The 16227-nt window shown below is 70.5% G+C and carries 15 protein-coding genes; 4 read left to right on the top strand and 11 right to left on the bottom strand.

The genetic code is table 11. The features are described 5' to 3' along the window. Positions 1 to 14: 14 nt before the first annotated feature. From greB to ACFDS6_RS02000, 4 genes are all read left to right on the top strand, one after another. Positions 15 to 497 (top strand): transcription elongation factor GreB, encoded by a 483-nt coding sequence (greB, locus tag ACFDS6_RS02015; protein ID WP_375270435.1) that lies wholly within the window; start codon positions 15 to 17, stop codon positions 495 to 497. A gap of 47 nt (positions 498 to 544) precedes the next feature. Then, positions 545 to 787, top strand: coding sequence for a hypothetical protein (locus ACFDS6_RS02010; protein ID WP_375270434.1), 243 nt, complete (start codon positions 545 to 547; stop codon positions 785 to 787). 106 nt (positions 788 to 893) lie between these two features. Next, on the top strand, positions 894 to 1688 hold the full coding sequence (locus ACFDS6_RS02005; protein ID WP_375270433.1) for an NYN domain-containing protein: 795 nt from the start codon (positions 894 to 896) through the stop codon (positions 1686 to 1688). Next, complete coding sequence (locus tag ACFDS6_RS02000; RefSeq protein ID WP_375270432.1) at positions 1688 to 3316, top strand: M28 family peptidase; 1629 nt, start codon at positions 1688 to 1690, stop codon at positions 3314 to 3316. Before ACFDS6_RS02005 ends, ACFDS6_RS02000 begins: the two co-directional genes overlap by 1 nt. Before the next feature lie 9 nt (positions 3317 to 3325). Here ACFDS6_RS02000 and ACFDS6_RS01995 read toward each other — a convergent pair whose 3' ends face one another. From ACFDS6_RS01995 to ACFDS6_RS01945, 11 genes are all read right to left on the bottom strand, one after another. Further along, the gene (locus ACFDS6_RS01995; protein WP_375270431.1) at positions 3326 to 3706 is read right to left on the bottom strand and encodes an Hpt domain-containing protein; all 381 of its coding nucleotides are present in this window, start codon (positions 3704 to 3706) and stop codon (positions 3326 to 3328) included. Continuing rightward, positions 3703 to 4329, bottom strand: a complete 627-nt coding sequence (locus ACFDS6_RS01990) for a LuxR C-terminal-related transcriptional regulator (RefSeq protein ID WP_375270430.1) — start codon at positions 4327 to 4329, stop codon at positions 3703 to 3705. The genes ACFDS6_RS01995 and ACFDS6_RS01990 overlap by 4 nt, the downstream gene beginning before the upstream one ends. 122 nt (positions 4330 to 4451) lie before the next feature. Further along, positions 4452 to 4736, bottom strand: coding sequence for a hypothetical protein (locus tag ACFDS6_RS01985; protein WP_375270429.1), 285 nt, complete (start codon positions 4734 to 4736; stop codon positions 4452 to 4454). Positions 4737 to 4836: 100 nt separating this feature from the next. Next, positions 4837 to 8274, bottom strand: coding sequence for a PAS domain S-box protein (locus ACFDS6_RS01980; RefSeq protein ID WP_375270428.1), 3438 nt, complete (start codon positions 8272 to 8274; stop codon positions 4837 to 4839). Between the two features lie 53 nt (positions 8275 to 8327). Then, positions 8328 to 8987 carry a glutathione S-transferase family protein gene (locus ACFDS6_RS01975; protein WP_375270427.1) on the bottom strand — a complete coding sequence of 220 codons (660 nt, stop codon included), beginning with the start codon at positions 8985 to 8987 and terminating at the stop codon, positions 8328 to 8330. An 11-nt stretch (positions 8988 to 8998) separates the two neighbouring features. Next, positions 8999 to 9826, bottom strand: coding sequence for a class I SAM-dependent methyltransferase (locus tag ACFDS6_RS01970; protein WP_375270426.1), 828 nt, complete (start codon positions 9824 to 9826; stop codon positions 8999 to 9001). Between the two features lie 240 nt (positions 9827 to 10066). After that, positions 10067 to 11140 carry a recombinase RecA gene (recA, locus tag ACFDS6_RS01965; RefSeq protein WP_294191585.1) on the bottom strand — a complete coding sequence of 358 codons (1074 nt, stop codon included), beginning with the start codon at positions 11138 to 11140 and terminating at the stop codon, positions 10067 to 10069. Between the two features lie 103 nt (positions 11141 to 11243). Further along, entirely contained in the window at positions 11244 to 11948 is a 705-nt protein-coding gene (locus tag ACFDS6_RS01960) for an enoyl-CoA hydratase/isomerase family protein (protein ID WP_375270425.1), read from the bottom strand. Next, positions 11945 to 12772 carry a 4-(cytidine 5'-diphospho)-2-C-methyl-D-erythritol kinase gene (locus ACFDS6_RS01955; RefSeq protein WP_375270514.1) on the bottom strand — a complete coding sequence of 276 codons (828 nt, stop codon included), beginning with the start codon at positions 12770 to 12772 and terminating at the stop codon, positions 11945 to 11947. The genes ACFDS6_RS01960 and ACFDS6_RS01955 overlap by 4 nt, the downstream gene beginning before the upstream one ends. A gap of 37 nt (positions 12773 to 12809) precedes the next feature. Continuing rightward, on the bottom strand, positions 12810 to 14432 hold the full coding sequence (locus tag ACFDS6_RS01950) for a tetratricopeptide repeat protein (protein ID WP_375270424.1): 1623 nt from the start codon (positions 14430 to 14432) through the stop codon (positions 12810 to 12812). 49 nt (positions 14433 to 14481) lie between these two features. Beyond that, positions 14482 to 16143, bottom strand: coding sequence for a 4Fe-4S dicluster domain-containing protein (locus tag ACFDS6_RS01945; protein WP_375270423.1), 1662 nt, complete (start codon positions 16141 to 16143; stop codon positions 14482 to 14484). Between the last annotated feature and the right edge of the window lie 84 nt (positions 16144 to 16227).

Below are 16227 nucleotides of genomic sequence, written 5' to 3'. Positions count from 1 at the left end.
CTAGGCGCGCCCGCATGGATCGACCCAATTACATCACCCCGGCGGGCTACGCGGTGCTGCGCCGCGAGTACGAGCAGTTGTTCGCGACCGAGCGGCCGCAGCTGGTAGAGACGATCGCCTGGGCGGCGGGCAACGGCGACCGCAGCGAGAACGGCGATTACATCTACGGGCGCAAGCGACTGCGCGAGATCGACCGGCGGCTCGGCTGGCTGTCGCGGCGGATGAAGGCGGCGAAGGTGGTCGATCCCGCCGCCGCGCCCGACCGCTCGCGCATCTTCTTCGGCGCGACCGCGCGCATCGTCGACGAGGACGATCACGAGCGCGAGCTGACGCTGGTCGGCGACGACGAGGCGGACGCGGGTCGCGGGCTGGTCGGGTGGAATGCCCCGCTCGCGCGCGCGTTGCGCGGCGCAGCGGTCGGCGACGTGCGTCGCGTCGCGCTGCCCGCGGGCGAGCGCGAGTATGAAGTGCTGTCGATCGCTTATCCTGGGCCGTGAGGAACGCGGGCGCGCGCCCGTCCGTTGTCTGGCCGAAGGAGATAACGATGACCGAGCAGACCCGCACCGACACCGCGCGCGACAACGACGACAAGGACCTGATCGAGGGCATGATCCCCGCCGGCGAGGCGCAGACCGGCACCAGCGGCGGTGCGCTCGCGCGCGACGTCGGGTCGCAGGCCGATATGAAGACCGTGACCGATCCCGACGGCGAGACGCGCGCCACCAAACAGGACGACATCAACGCGAACGTCGCCTACGACAGCGATCGTCGCGGCTCGAACGGCTGATCCGACCCCGCCCGCCCGTCCGTGCGATGCTTCGGCACGGCGGGCGGGCACGGTTTACTCCAGCGTCCGGCTTGACGCCGCCGCCGCCGCGGTCGACACCTGCGCGATGCCGACCGACGACACCCCCACCCTCAACATCGCGCTGCTGATCGACGCGGACAATGCGTCTTGGCACGCGCTCGACCCCGTGCTGACCGTGCTGGCGGAGCTCGGCACCGTGAACATCCGCCGCGTTTACGGCAATTGGTCCAAGCCCGGACTGAAGGGCTGGCGCGACATGAGCGTGCGCCACGGCATTGAGCCGCAGCAGCAGTTCGACCTTACCAAGGGCAAGAACGCGACCGACATGAAGATGACGATCGACGCCATGGACCTGCTGTTCCGCGGACGGGTGCAGGGGTTCGGGATCATGTCGTCGGACAGCGACTTCATGCCGCTCGCCACGCGCATCCGGCAGGACGGGCTGCCCGTCTACGGCTTCGGCACCGCCAAGACGCCGCAGGGATTTCGGCAAGCGTGCAGCCGCTTCATCGACGTCGCGGCGCTCGAGCAGGCGAACGGCAGCGACGCCGCGCCCGCCCCGGCGACCGAGCCAACAGTCGACGCGCCGCTGTCGGACACGCTGCCGCCGGCGATCGGCGCCCGCACACCCGCGCCACGCAAGACCAAGCCGCCGGTCGATCAGGAACTGCTCAAGCTGCTGATCGACGCTTACGACGCGTCGAAGCGCGACGAGAAGGGCTACGTCAGCCTGTCGGCGATGGGGCAGCTCGCCGCCAACCGCTCGTCGTTCGACGTCCGCAACTACGGGTTCAAGCGCCTGTCCGACCTGGTCGAGTCGGTGCCCAATTTCCAGATCGAACGGCGCGACGGCCGCGCACTCGTGAAGAGGCTTCGTTGATGCGCACTGCCCTGCTCGCCTGTGCCGCCGCGATGGCGATCACCGCGCCCGCCGCGGCGCAGACCGACCCGGCGCGACTGTCGGACACCGTTAGGACGCTCGCATCCGATCGCTTCGGCGGACGCGCGCCGGGTACCGCGGGCGAGAAGGTGACGGTCGAGTGGCTGGTAGCGCAGTTCAAGGGGCTCGGGCTCGAGCCCGGCGGCACGAACGGCAGCTGGACGCAGACGGTGCCGATGATCCACACCCGCATCGGCGCGGGCGCGACGATGCGGGCCGGCTCGACCGTGCTGGCGCAGGGCAAGGAGATCGCGGTCACCACCGTGCGCGCCGCGCCGCGGATCGCGATCGCGAACGCGCCGATGGTGTTCGTCGGCTACGGCGTATCCGCGCCCGAGGCGAAGTGGGACGACTTCAAGGACCAGGACCTCAAGGGCAAGGTCGCGGTGTTCCTGGTCAACGACCCCGACTTCGAGGCGCAGCCGGGTGAGGACGCGAAGGGCCGGTTCGGCGACCGGCGCATGACCTATTACGGGCGCTGGACCTATAAGTTCGAGGAGGCCGCCAGGCGCGGTGCCGCCGCGGCGCTGATCGTTCACGACACGGGCGGCGCCGGCTATCCCTGGTCGACGGTAAACGCCTCCAACGGTGAGAATTACGACATCGTTCGCGGTGCCGACGACCCCCGCGTGCCGTTGCAGGGCTGGATCGAGCACGAGGTCGCCGAGCGGCTGTTCGGACAAGCCGGCCTGGACCTCGCGAAGCTGCGCGTGGCCGCGCGCTCGGCATCGTTCCGGCCGGTCGACATGAAGACGCGCTTTTCCGCCGACGCCGCCGTCTCGGTCGAGCGGATCGAGAGCGCCAACGTGCTCGCCAAGATTTCCGGCGCCAAGCGCCCGCGCGAGAGCGTGATGTTCGGCGCGCACTGGGACGCTTACGGCGAGGGCCCGGCGGACGCGAGCGGTGCGACGCTGCGCCCCGGCGCCAACGACGACGCGGCGGGGGTCGCAGGGATCATCGAGCTCGCACGCCAGTTCAAGGCCATGCCCGCGCCCGACCGATCGCTGGTGTTCGCCGCCTGGACCGGGGAGGAGCGCGGGCTGCTCGGGTCGGAGTATTACGCGACCCACCCGGTCTACCCACTCGGCCTCACCGCCGCGAACCTGACGCTCGATATCCTGCAGACCGCCGGACCCGCGCGCGACGTCATCCTCGTCGGCAAGGGGCAGAGTTCGCTCGACGACCTGCTGACCCAGGCCGCGGCCAGGCAGGGACGGACGATCACGCCCGAGACGTTCAGCGAGCGAGGGCTATTCTACCGTGCCGACCATTTCTCGGTCGTGCGCCGCGGCGTGCCCTCGCTGCTGCTGATGGCATTGGGCGGCGCACCCGATTTGCGCGACGGCGGCACCGCGGCCGGGCAGCGCTGGCTCGATGGCTACATGGCCTGCTATCACAAGACGTGCGATCGCTGGTCGGCCGACTGGAACCTGGTCGGCGCGGCGCAGGACGTCGACCTGTTCCGCGACATGGGCGCGCGGTTGAGCCACGCCGGCGTGTGGCCGACGTGGAGCGCGACATCCGAGTTCACCGCGACGCGCGCCGACACCGCCGCCGATCGACGCTGACGCTGACGCTCAGCGAGCGGCCTGCAGCGTGCGCTGAACCAGCTCCAGTTCGCCTAGGGTGTCGATCGCGCAGTCGGGCAGCTCCTGCGCGTGGTCGAGCAGCGACGAGTCGGCGGCACGCTCGACCGAGTCGGCGAGCAGCGCGATGCGGCGCGCGCCGACGCTGAGCGCCGCGCCTTTCAGGAAGTGCGCCGCCGCGCGCGCGTTGGCGTGATCGCCCTGCCGCGCCAAGTGGAGAACCATCGACGGGCGCGTTTCCAGCTCCTTGGTGAAGGTACGGATCAGCTGCACCACCTGCGCACCCGGCAGGAAATCGGCGAAGTCGCGCAGTTGCGACGGGTCGATCAACGGTACGGCGGAGAGGTCGAGCGCCGGCGTGGCAGCGCTCACGATTGGGCCCGCTGCAGCATGAGGATGGCCTGCGTGCGGTTGGGAACCGCCAGCTTCTTCAGGATCGCCTTGACGTGCGCTTTCACGGTGATTTCCGATAATCCGAGATCGAACGCGATCTGTTTGTTGAGCCGTCCGCTCTCCATCGCGTGCAGCACGCGCGACTGCGCGGCCGTGAGCGAGGATAGCCGCGCGAAGTCACTGTCGGCGGGCAGCGCCGCGTCGGCGACCGGAAAGGAGAACCACGCGTCACCCGCGAGCACGGTGCGCATCGCCTCCACCATCACCGAGATCGGCGTCGCCTTCGACAGGTAGCCGTGCGCGCCGGTCGCCGCGACCTGCTGCTCGATTTCGGGGTTGAGCGCGCCGCTGATCACCAGCATCCGCAGGTGCGGGAAGCGATCGAGCAACGCGGGTACCCCGAGCACCGAACGGTTGTCGGGCAGCGCGAGATCGAGGGTCATCAGCGTGGCCTCCCCTGCTCGCTCGCTCGCCTCGGCGAGCGAGGCTGCCTCCACCACCGTCAGTTCCGGCCCCGCGACGCCCAGCGCCATGGCAGTCGCCTGACGGCACATCGGGTGATCGTCGACGACGATCGCCAGGTGGGACACAGGGGCGGTCATGGTAGCGGGCTCCGTCTGCGCACCCGCGGGCGGGTGCAGTCAGGCGGACCTTACGACGGCAATGGTAAGCAAAGCGGTAACGACGATGGGCGCTACGTCGTCGACTAAGGTCGTTGCCGACCTCAGTTGATGCTGGCGATCAGCGCGCTGAGCTGGCGGCGGCCGAGATCGTTGACCGAGATGTTGGTGCGCGATGCCGCGGCCTTCTGTCCGACGGTGCGCAGCAGCGCGGCCTGGTAGTTCGCGCAGCCGTTGCTGGCAGCGGTGTTGAGGCACACCGTGCTGCCATCCATTGCGGTGCGCGCAACGACGGGGCGCGACGGGGTGGCGCGGCCGGTGTCGGCCTGCGCGGTGCCAGACAGCGTGGTAGCGAGGGCGGCGATGGCGATCAGGGGAAAGCGGATCATGGCGTTGTTCCTTACGTCTGGCTGGGGGCGGTCGACGCCCTCTCGATGATCCGCTTCTGCCCGACTTCACCGGGCCGCGACATTACTCCTTGGGGTGAGGTCAGGCAGCCCGCGTGAGGGTCTGCAACCCGCGCTCGAGCACCGCCGGCAGGTCGTCGCCGACGCAGCCCGACACCGCCTGTTCAACGTCCGCTGCGGCGTCGGCGAGCGGCGAGGTGCCGCTCGCCGCCAGCGTGCGCAGGTGCGCGGAGATCTCGATCAGCGTCTTCTCCTCGAGTGCGCCGCGGCGGATCAACGTGGACAGCGACTCGAGCACACTGTGGCAATCGGGTGCCGCCGCACGCCCCCAGCGGTCGAGCACCTGCTGCAGTTCGGCTAATCGCAGCGGCTTGGCGAGATGCGCCTGCATCCCGGCGGCGAGACACAGGTCGATGTCGTCGGCGTAGGCGTTGGCGGTCAGGGCGACGATAGGCAGCGTGTGCGAGTCGTGACCCGATGCGCGCAGGCGCCGCGTCGCCTCCAGTCCGTCGACCTCCGGCATCTGCATGTCCATCAGCACCAGCGCGAACGGGTCGCCCTCCGCCTTCGCCTGTTCGACCGCCGCAACCGCGGCGGCGCCGTCGGGCGCGATCAGGCAGCGCGCGCCCAGACGCTGAAGCATCGCGGAGGCGAGCATCTGGTTGATCTCGTGATCCTCGGCGAGCAGCACGCGAATGTCGGGCGCGGCGGGACGCGCCGGCAAGGCGGAGACGACCTGGGTCGGCGGTTCGGCGGCCGCCGCCGCGACCAGCGGCACGCGCAGGAAGAAGCTGCTTCCCTCGCCCGGCGTACTTTCCAGCCGCAGCGACCCGTGCATCAATCGCGCGAGCTGCGCGCCGATCGACAGACCCAGACCCGACCCACCGTAGCGGTGCGCGGTGCCCGCGTCCGATTGCATGAACTTGTCGAAGATCGCGTCCTGCCGCGACGGTACGATACCGATGCCGGTGTCGCGCACCTCCACTTCCAGCCACTCGGACCCGTCGTCGACCGCCACGCCGGCGCGCAGCGTCACCGCGCCCGTGTCGGTGAACTTGACCGCATTGCCCAGCAGGTTGAGGACGATCTGCCGCAACCGCAGCCCGTCGCCCATCACGCGCGGCGGCAGCTCGTCGGGGAACTCGCACCCGAGCGCCAGACCCTTCTGCTCGGCGAGCGGCGCCATCAGCTTGGCGCAACCGCGCAGCGCGTGGCGCAGGTCGACCGGCTCGGAGGCGAGCCGCATCTGCCCGGCGTCGATCTTCGACAGGTCCAGGATGTCGTTCAGCAGGCGCATCATCGCGCGGCCCGAATCGGCGATCACCTGAACCCGTGCGCGCTGATCGGGATCGAGCTCGCCGTCGAGCAGCAGCTCGGTCGCGCCGATCACCCCGTTCATGGGGGTGCGGATCTCGTGGCTCATGTTAGCGAGGAAATTCGCCTTGGCCGCGCCCGCGATCTCGGCGGCGTCGCGCGCGCTGGCGAGTTGCAGTTCCAGCTCCTTGCGCGCGGTGACGTCGCGGATCGAGACGATGATCTCCTGCGCCGCGCCGGTCGCGAGATTGCGGACGAGGCCGCAGTTCGCCTCCAGCCAGCGCCACGTGTCCGGGCGGTCGAGCGGTTTGGAACGATAGCTGATCACCATCTTGTCGATGATGCCGCGTGCCAGATCGCGGTACGCTTGACGCACGATGGCGTCGTCTTCCGGATGGAACCGATCGAGCAGCGAGGCACCGAGCAGTCGCTCCGGCGGCGCACCGATGACGTCGCGCACGGACGGCGAGGCGTAGAGGCAGGTGCCGTCCAGCGCCAGGCGGAACACCGCGTCGGTCGCGTTGCTGGCGAGCAGGCGCAGCTGAGCCTCGCTGTCCGCGAGCGCCGCCGCGGCGAAGGTCCGCTCGCTGATGTCGATCGTGACGCCGATATGGCCGATCGGGCAGCCGAACAGGTCGCGCTCCACCGCACTCATCGCGTCGACCCACAGCAGCGATCCGTCGGCATGCGAGAAGCGGAATTCGCCGCGATAGTTGCTGAAGGCGCCCGCGGTCGCCTGCCAGTCATCGAACACGCGGTCGCGGTCGCCGGGATGAACCGCGGCGGCCCAGCCGTCACCGCTCGCCTGATTCTCGGTCAGTCCGGCGAGCGCGTACCAGGCGCGATTGGCGTAGGTCAGCCCGCCGCGCGTGTCGGTGCGGAAGATGCCAACGGGCGCGAGATCGGCGAGCGTCTGGAACCGGCGCTCGCTCTCGCGCAGCGCCTGCTCGAACGCGAGGCGATCGGTCACGTCGTGGATGGAGCCGACGACCGACATCGGCGCACCCGCTTCGTCGAACAACAGGCGGGCGCTGACGTCGACGTGACGGATCGCGCCGTCCCGCCGGATGATCCGCAGCCGGCCCAACGGCCCGTCGAGCTCGCGAGCGCCGTAGCGGCTGCGCCATTCGTCAAGCGTCGGCCGGTCGGCCGGGTGGACGCGATCGCGTACGCGGGTACCGACCGCTTCCGCGACCGGTATGCCGGTCAGCTGCTCCCACGCCGGATTGAGGAACTCCCAGCGCCCCTCGACGTCGATGCGATAGAGCACCTCCTGCATGTTGGCGAGCATCGCCTGGGCGTTGTCGTTGCGGGTGCGCAGGTCGTTGCGCGCGCGCTGGAGGCGACGCAGGATCACGGCGACCGGCAGCCCTAGGCAGAAGTTCGACGCCAGGAAGAGTTGCAGCACCAGCATCCTGCCGTCCGCATCGTCGCGGACCAACGTGATCGGGCCGACGCCGTTGTACGTCGCGACCGAGGCGACCACCGCGAGCATCATCACGGTCAGCGCGGCGCCTAAGCGGCCGAGCCGCATCGCAGCGAGCATGACGACGGGTCCGGTGAGGAACAGCAGCGGATAGCGCGATTGGGAGAATAACAGACCCGCGACGACCAGCGCGCCCGCACCGATCGCCACGACCTCGAGCACGCGGATACGGTGCATGCTGTCGCGATGCCTGATCGCGTCGATGCCGGCGCAGACGAGCGGCGCGACCAGCAGCAGGCCTAGCGCGTGCGCCGCGGCCCAGCTGACACCAGCGGTCACCGCATAGTCCGCCCCGCGCGACCAGAAGATTGTCATGATAAGCCCCGACAGGGCAAAAGGAGTGAGCAGCGCGGCGCCGGTGAAGCGGGCGAGTTGGCGCAGGCTGTCGAGCCCGGGATCGCGCCCCGCCCCCTGCATCGCCAGGGCGATGATCAGCACTTCCGCCATGTTGACGCAGGCGCGCACCGCGATCTGCAGCGGTGGCAGATCGGCGGTCAGGGCAGCGGCGGCGAGCAGCGCGAGGCTGCACAGGAAGATGGGTCGGAGCCGGAGCGAGCGCGACTGGATCAGCACGCCGACCAGCAGCGCGTTGGGCACCCACACGAGCGCGACCGGCGAGCCGGTCCGGGTATAAGCGAGGCACAACCAGGCCGCGGCGCCGAACACGACGGCGAGGACCAGGTCGAGGAGCAGCGAGCGCGTCGGTCGGGCGAGAGGCATGGTGCCCGACGTACGCGCAGGTGGTTAACGCGTGGCTAACACACTCTATTCACTCAGGCGTAAGCGTAGGGACCGCCCACTTCCAGCGCCTTCTGATAGGCCGGACGCGCGTGCACCTTCTCCAGCCAGGCAATCGTGTTCGGCCGGTCCTTGTCCAGCCCGGCGCGGCTTCGCGCGGCCTCTAGCGGAAAGCTCATCATCACGTCGGCGGCGCTGATCCGGTCGCCCGCGAACCACGGGCGATCGGCGAGCGACTGTTCCACGAAGTCGAGGTGGACGTCGATCATCGGCTGGATGCGCCGGGTCGCCGGCTTGCCCATCAGGGGGATGCGGCCGAGCACCAGCTTGAGCAGCAGCGGCGGCATCAGCGAGCCCTCGGCATAGTGGAGCCAGAAGCGGTAGGCGAGCGCGTCGTCGCGCTTGGGCGGAGCGCCGAACTGTCCGTCCGCCTTGTCGACGAGATACTCGACGATCGCGCCCGTCTCGGCGATGACGCGGTCGCCGCCGCCGTCGCCGTCGCCGTCGCCGTCGCCGGTGTCCTGGATCACCGGCGACTTGCCGAGCGGGTGGACGCGGCGCAGCTCGGGTGGTGCCAGCATCGTCTTCTTGTTCCGCTCGTAGCGCTTGACCTCGTACGGCAGGCCGAGCTCCTCCAGCATCCACAGCACGCGCTGCGAGCGCGAGTTCTCGAGATGGTGGACGATGATGGTCATGCGGGCTCCCCTCAGGCGCGTGCGGTCCAAATCCAGGCGGAGGCCGGCATGGCGACGCGCCCGTGTCGTGCATAACGCGCGAGCCGGGTTCCGATCCGCTCCAGCAGCTCGGCGCGGGCGTGGTCGGAGCAAGCGCGGATCGCGGCGGCGGCAGGGCCGATGCGGGTGAAGAAGGCGAGGGCGTCGGCGAGGGCGGCGGCGTCGTCGGCGCCGGTGCCCGCGACATAGTCGAAGTCGACGGTGGCGGCCGACGCGCCCTGCCACCCTGCGCGGGCGAGCAGGTCGGCGACGAAGTCGCGGTCCGCGAACGCGAACGGTCCGGGCGTGTAGGCCCGGTCGTCGTCGATCGGCTGCCCGGTGGCGGCGCCTAGTTCGGCCGCCCAGGCGTTGTGACGGCGCGCGCGGAAGCAGGAGAAGACCAGCGGCGCACCCGCGCTGCACCGCGCGCGCAGGTGGGTGAAGGCGGCGACGGGATCGGCGAAGAACATGACGCCGTGACGCGAGAAGATCAGGTCGAGCGGCTGGTCGACCGACCCGCCTAGCGCGTCGCCCGCGACGAAGCGGAGGTTGGCGGCGGTGTGGCGAGCCTGCGCGGTGGCGACCAACGCGGGCGACAGGTCGATGCCGGTGACCGTCGCGTCGGGCCGCGCGGCGGCGATGCCGGCCGCCGTGGTGCCGACGCCGCAGCCGAGGTCGAGGAACTGCCCGCTAGTGGGCGTGACCGACAGGATCGCGCGGGCGAGCGCCTGTTCGAGGTCGACGAAGCTCTGCTCGGTTCGCTGCCACTCGCGCGCCCAGGTGTCGCCGACCTTGCCGGTCCAGTCCGCCGCCGCGGTCACGGGCGCGGAAGGTCACGCGAAGGTGAGGCCAAGGCGTGTGGCATTACGCGTGCCCCGCGCGGGCGGAAGGTGAGGCGAAAGTCAGTCCAAGACGGGTGTTCGCAGCCGCCAGATCGGCCGGGTGCGTGGAAGGTGAGGCAAAGGTGAGGCCAAGGCGCGCCGCGACGCGCGCCGGTCGGACGAACACGGCCCGCCGTTGCCGGCAGGCCGCGCTAGTTCCAGGTCGGGCTGGTGCCCAAATCAGATGTCGTCGTCCTCGGACGGGCCCGCCATCATCTCCTCCGCGACCGCGTCGGTGCGCGCGCGGATCGCCTTTTCCAGCCGATCGGCCATCTCCTTGTTCTCACGCAGGAAGTTCTTGGCGTTCTCGCGCCCCTGCCCGATCCGCACGCTGTCGTAGGAGAACCACGCGCCCGATTTCTCGACGAGCCCGGCCTTTACGCCGAGGTCGAGGATCTCGCCGATCTTGGAGATGCCCTCGCCGTACATGATGTCGAACTCGACCTGCTTGAACGGCGGCGCGACCTTGTTCTTGACCACCTTCACGCGGGTGGCGTTGCCGGTCACCTCGTCGCGGTCCTTGATCGCGCCGGTGCGGCGGATGTCGAGGCGGACGGAAGCGTAGAACTTGAGCGCGTTGCCGCCGGTCGTCGTCTCCGGATTGCCGTACATGACGCCGATCTTCATGCGCAGCTGGTTGATGAAGATCACCATGCAGCGCGAGCGGCTGATCGAGCCGGTCAACTTGCGCAGAGACTGCGACATGAGACGCGCCTGGAGGCCGACGTGGCTGTCGCCCATCTCGCCCTCGATCTCCGCGCGCGGAACGAGTGCGGCGACCGAATCGACCACCAGCACGTCGATCGCGTTGGAGCGCACCAACGTATCGGTGATCTCCAGCGCCTGCTCGCCGGTGTCGGGCTGCGACACGATCAGCTCGTCGATGTTGACGCCCAGCTTCTTGGCGTAGACGGGATCGAGCGCGTGCTCGGCGTCGACGAAGGCGGCGGTGCCGCCGTTCTTCTGCGCCTCGGCGATGACGTGGAGCGCGAGTGTCGTCTTGCCCGACGATTCGGGGCCGTAGACCTCGATCACGCGGCCGCGCGGGAGCCCGCCGACGCCGAGCGCGATGTCAAGCCCGAGCGACCCGGTCGAGATCGCCTCGACCTGCATCGCTTCCTTCTGCCCGAGCTTCATCGCCGAGCCCTTGCCGAACGCGCGGTCGATCTGCGCGAGGGCGGCGTCGAGCGCCTTTTGACGGTCGTTAGTCGCGGTTGCCATGCCGGTATCGATCACCTGAAGTTTGGCGGCCATTGCCGATCCCTTTCGCTAGAGCACCCGCGCGTGACGTTCAACGCGTTCCTGCTCGTGTACACATTCTGTTCCATCGGAACAAGTGGGGAACACGGACACTAAATCAAGGTTGGCGGTAGCGCGACACGCCTTGGGCAAAGCGCGGTGCGGCGAACGAATCCTCGAACGCGCGGTTGTGCGCGGGGTCGGTCGGATCGCGCAGGGTACGCTTTAGCAAGCGGAGCGCGTCGGCGTCGTTGGCGGCGATCGTCGCGGCGACGGCGTGCGGATCGGTGATCAGGTCGGCGAGGCCGATGCGGTGCGCCTCCTCGGCGTCGATCGGCGCGGCGGTGAACAGGAGCCGCGCCGCCTGCCCCGAACCGACGCGCGCGACGAGCCGGGCGACGTCGGCGGCGGGATAGCCGATGCCGAGCCGCGCGGGCGGGATGGCGAAGCGCGCGGCGGGTGCGGCGACGATCAGGTCGCAGGCGAGCGCCAGCGCGACCGCGGCGCCGTGGCACCCGCCCTCGACCGCGGCGACGACGGGTATCGGTAGCGCGGCGACCGCGTCGATGCCGGCGCGCATCGCAGTGCGAAAGGCGGCGCGCGCGGGCACGTCGTGGCTGAGCCGCGCGAGGTCGGCGAGGTCGGCGCCGGCGGAGAAGATGCCGGGAACGTCGGAGGCGAGGAGCACGACGCGCGCGTCGGTCGGTACCCACGCGTCGACCCGGGCGAGGTCGTGCCAGGCGGCGGTCGGCAGCGCGTTGCGCGCGGCCGCGCGGTCGAGCGCGACGCGGGCGACGCCGTCGGCGACCGATAGCCGGATCACCGGATCACCGTCTCCAGCCGCCACCACGACGGGTGCGCCGCGGCGACCGCGCGCGCGGCGGCGTCGCGCGCGGCGGCATGGTCGAACAGCGCGAAACAGGTCGCGCCCGACCCCGACATGCGCGACAGTCGGACACCCGGCTGTTGTGCCAGCAGGGCGAGCAGGTCCGCGATGACGGGGGCGAGTTGCTCGGCGGGTGGTTGCAGGTCGTTGCGGCCCGCCAGCGCGCGCGCGAGCGTCTCGCCCTCGCCCAGCGCGCCGCGGTCGACCCGGTCCCAGCGCGCGAACACCGCCGCGGTCGAGACGCCGACGCCCGGGTTGACGAGCAGCGCGGGCATGTCGCCGAGCCCGTCGATCAGCGTCAGGGCGTCGCCCTTGCCGTGACCGAAGGCGGCGCGACCGAGCAGGCAGGCGGGCACGTCGGCTCCGAGCGCGGCAGCGATCTCGACCAGTCGCGAGTCGTCCAGCGGGGTGCCGTGGAGCCGCGCCAGCGCGCGCAGCGTCGCGGCGGCATCGGCCGATCCGCCGCCGATCCCGGAGGCGACCGGCAGATGCTTGTCGAGCGTGATGCGGTGCCGCGCGGCGATGGCGTAGCGCGCGCGGAACGCCTGTTCGGCGCGCGCGACGAGATTGTCGGGGCCGGCGTCCAGCCCGGCGGCGAACGGTCCGGTGATCGTCAGCGACGGCGCGCCGACCGCGACGCCGACCGTATCGCCGTCGCGCGCGAAGACGAACAGGGTCTCTAGGTCGTGGTAGCCGTCGTCGCGGCGGCGGCGGACGTGGAGTGCGAGGTTGAGCTTGGCGGGGGCGCGCTCGACGATCACCTGTTCCGACACACCCGAATGCGACACGCCGGCCCCTTCACAACCCGTTGCTGATCTTCCCCGTCAGACGCTGCGCGACCGAGGGCGTCTCGGCACTAGCGCGCGCGGCGGTCCAGGCATAGCGCGCCTCGTAGCGGCGACCGACCCGCCAGTAGATGTCGCCGAGGTGCTCGCCGATCTCCGGATTGGTGGGGTCTTCGGCGGCGGCGCGCTCGATCAGCGGCAGCGCGCGCTGCGCCGCGCCGGCGCGGAACAGCGCCCAGCCGAGCGAATCGGCGATCGCGGGATCGTCGGGGCGCGCGCGCGCGGCCTGCTGCAGCATCGCCTGCGCCTCGGCCGGGCGCTCGCCGTGCTCGGTCAGCGCGTAGCCGAGATAGTTGAGAACGAGCGGCTGGTCGGGGGCGAGCGCGTAGGCGCGCTCCAGCGCGGCGCGCGCGTCGGGCCACTCGCCCGCACGGTCGAGCGCGGCGCCATATTGCAGCCAGTCGGTCCAGTCGGCGCCCGCGCGCTCGGCCAGGCGGCGGTGGAGCGGGGCCGCGTCGCGCGAACGTTCGAGACGGAGGTAGAGGTCGGCGAGCCGCTGCACGTCGGCCGGATCGGCGTCGCGGCCGGTGGCGAGCGGTTCGGCGAGGCGCAGCGCCTCCGCCGTGCGACCGGCGTCGGCGAGCACCTGGATACGGGCGGCGGTCGCCTGCGCCGCGTAGATGCCGCGCGGGTCGACCGCGTCCAGGACGGCGAGCGCGCGGTCGGTCGCCGCGTCCTTCGCCAGCGCGCCCGCGAGCAGCAGGCGCGCACGGTCGTTGGTGGGTTCGGCGCGGAGCGCGGACTGCGTCAGCGTGTAGCCGAGGCTGCCCGGCGGGCCGAGCGCCAAGTCGGAAGCGACGCGCGTCAGCAGCCACGACAGGCCGAAGGCGAGACCGGGCTCGGCACCGGCGGCCGAGCGATCACCGACGCGCGCGCGCAGCGCGACCACCGGCGGTGCGTCGCCGACGAGCAGCGCGCGCGCGCGGTCGCGCTCGCCGCGCCCGATCAGCAGCCGCGCGGCGGCGATGCGCGTGTCGGTGCTCGACTGGTCGTTGCCGAGCAGCGGGCGCAGCGCGGCGAGTCCCGCATCGCCGCGGCCGCGCGCGAGCAGGATCAGCGCGCGCGTTTCCGCGACAAAGCGGCGCGCGACCGCGTCGGCGGACGGCTGCGCCAGCGGCTTGTCGGGATCGCCGCGCCACTCGAGCGCCGCGTAAGCGCGCAACGGCGGCGACAGGATGCGCAGCGGGGTCGTGTCGAGCGCGGTGAGCGCACGCTCGGCGGCGGCGCGGTCGTGCGCGCGCGCAGCGGCGGCGAGCATGACGAGCGGCGCGTCGCTGGGCAGCACGTCCGCCCGCGCCAGCGTCGCGGCAGCGCGATCGGCGAGCGCGAAGTCACCGTATTGCAGCGCCTCGCGGTAGGCGCGGACCGCGACCACCGGATCGTCGGCGGCGTCGCGCAGCGCGCGGTCGTAGTCGGCGACGGCGAGCGCGACCCGCCCGTCGGCGTCGGCGACGCGCGCGCGCAGATAGGCGGCCGTGTCGGCCTCCGATGCGGTTGCGGACACCGGCGCGAGCGAGACAGCGGGCACCCCGGCCCGCGCCATGGCCGGCGTCGCGACGATCGCGGCGACCGCCATGATCAAGCCCCTCACCGCGCTGGCACGGTGGAGGGGCGAGCGGCTGCGATCACATGTTCGGGTAATTGGGTCCACCACCGCCTTCGGGCACGACCCAGTTGATGTTCTGCGTCGGGTCCTTGATGTCGCACGTCTTGCAATGGACGCAATTCTGCGCGTTGATCACCAGACGGGGATCGTGCGTGTCTTCGCCCACGATCTCGTAAACGCCCGCCGGGCAATAACGCTGCGCCGGTTCGTCGTAGAGCGGCAGATTGTGCGCGACCGGGACCGACGCGTCCTTCAGCGTCAGGTGGACGGGTTGATCCTCCTCGTGGTTGGTGTTCGACAGGAACACCGAGGAGAGTTTGTCGAAGGTCAGCACGCCGTCGGGCTTGGGGTACTCGACCTTCTTGACCAGGTCCTTGCGCCACAAGGTCTCGTGATCCGGGTGGTGGTGCATGGTGAACGGCATCTTGAGCCCGAGATACTCGGACCACATGGTGATGCCGGCGAGGCCCGAGCCCATCAGGTCGCCGAACTTCTTGACCAGTGGCACGACGTTGCGGACGATCGACAGCTCCTTCTTGACCCAGCTGGTCTCGAACGCATCCGGGTAAGCGGTCAGCTCGTCGCTTGAGCGCTGCAACAGGATCGCGTCGACCGCGGCCTCCGCGGCCATCGTGCCCGACTTCATCGCGGTATGCGTACCCTTGATCCGCGGCACGTTGAGGAAGCCGGCGCTGTCACCGATCAGCGCGCCGCCCGGGAACACGAGCTTGGGGATCGACTGGAGCCCGCCGTCCGAGATCGCGCGCGCGCCGTAGCTGACGCGCTTGCCGCCCTTCAGCAGTGCGGCGACCTGCGGATGCGTCTTCCACTTCTGCATCTCCTGAAACGGGGAGACGTAAGGGTTGGTGTAGTTGAGCCAGGTGACGAAGCCGATCGACACCTGCCCGTTCGCCTGGTGATAGATCCAGCCGCCGCCGTTCGAGCCGTCGGTCTCGCTGAGCGGCCAGCCCTGCGTGTGGATGACCTTGCCCGGCGTGTGCAGCTCGGGGTCGATGTCCCACAGTTCCTTGACGCCCAGGCCGTAGACCTGCGGGTCGCAGTCGGCGCGCAGGTCGAAGATGCGCATCAGCTCCTTGGACAGATGTCCGCGGCAACCCTCGGAGAAGAAGGTGTATTTGGCGTGGAGCTCGAGGCCGGGCTGGTAGTCGCCCTTGTGCGTGCCGTCGCGCGCGACGCCCATGTCGCCGGTCGCGACACCCTTCACGCTGCCGTCGTCGTTGAACAGCACTTCGGCCGCCGCGAAGCCGGGGAAGATCTCGACCCCCAACTCCTCCGCCTTGCCCGCCATCCAGCGGCACAAATTGGCGAGGCTGCCGGTATATGTGCCCTTGTTGTGGAGGAACGGCGGCGTCCACAGGTGCGGCAGGTCGACCTTCTTATTCCTGGTCAGCACCCAGTGGATGTTCTCGGTCACCGGCACTTCGGCGAGCGGGCAGCCGTCGTCGCGCCAGTCGGGCAGGAACTCGTCCAGCGTGCGCGGGTCGATGACCGCGCCCGACAGGATGTGCGCGCCGACCTCCGAGCCCTTCTCGAGCACGCAGACCGAGATGTCCGCTTCCTTTTCGGCAGCGAGTTGTTTGATGCGGATCGCCGCCGACAGACCGGCCGGGCCGGCGCCGACGATCACCACGTCATACGGCATGGATTCGCGATCGCTCACTTCACTCTCTCCTCTGGCGAGGCCGCCTGATCGGGCCGCTCCGCTCCTCGTCGCACCGCAGCAACATTCTGACCGTCCCGCGGT

The sequence above is a fragment of the Sphingomonas sp. genome, assembly GCF_042095875.1.
Classification (GTDB): Bacteria; Pseudomonadota; Alphaproteobacteria; order Sphingomonadales; family Sphingomonadaceae; genus Sphingomonas.
This window is presented reverse-complemented; position numbering and strand designations above follow the sequence as displayed.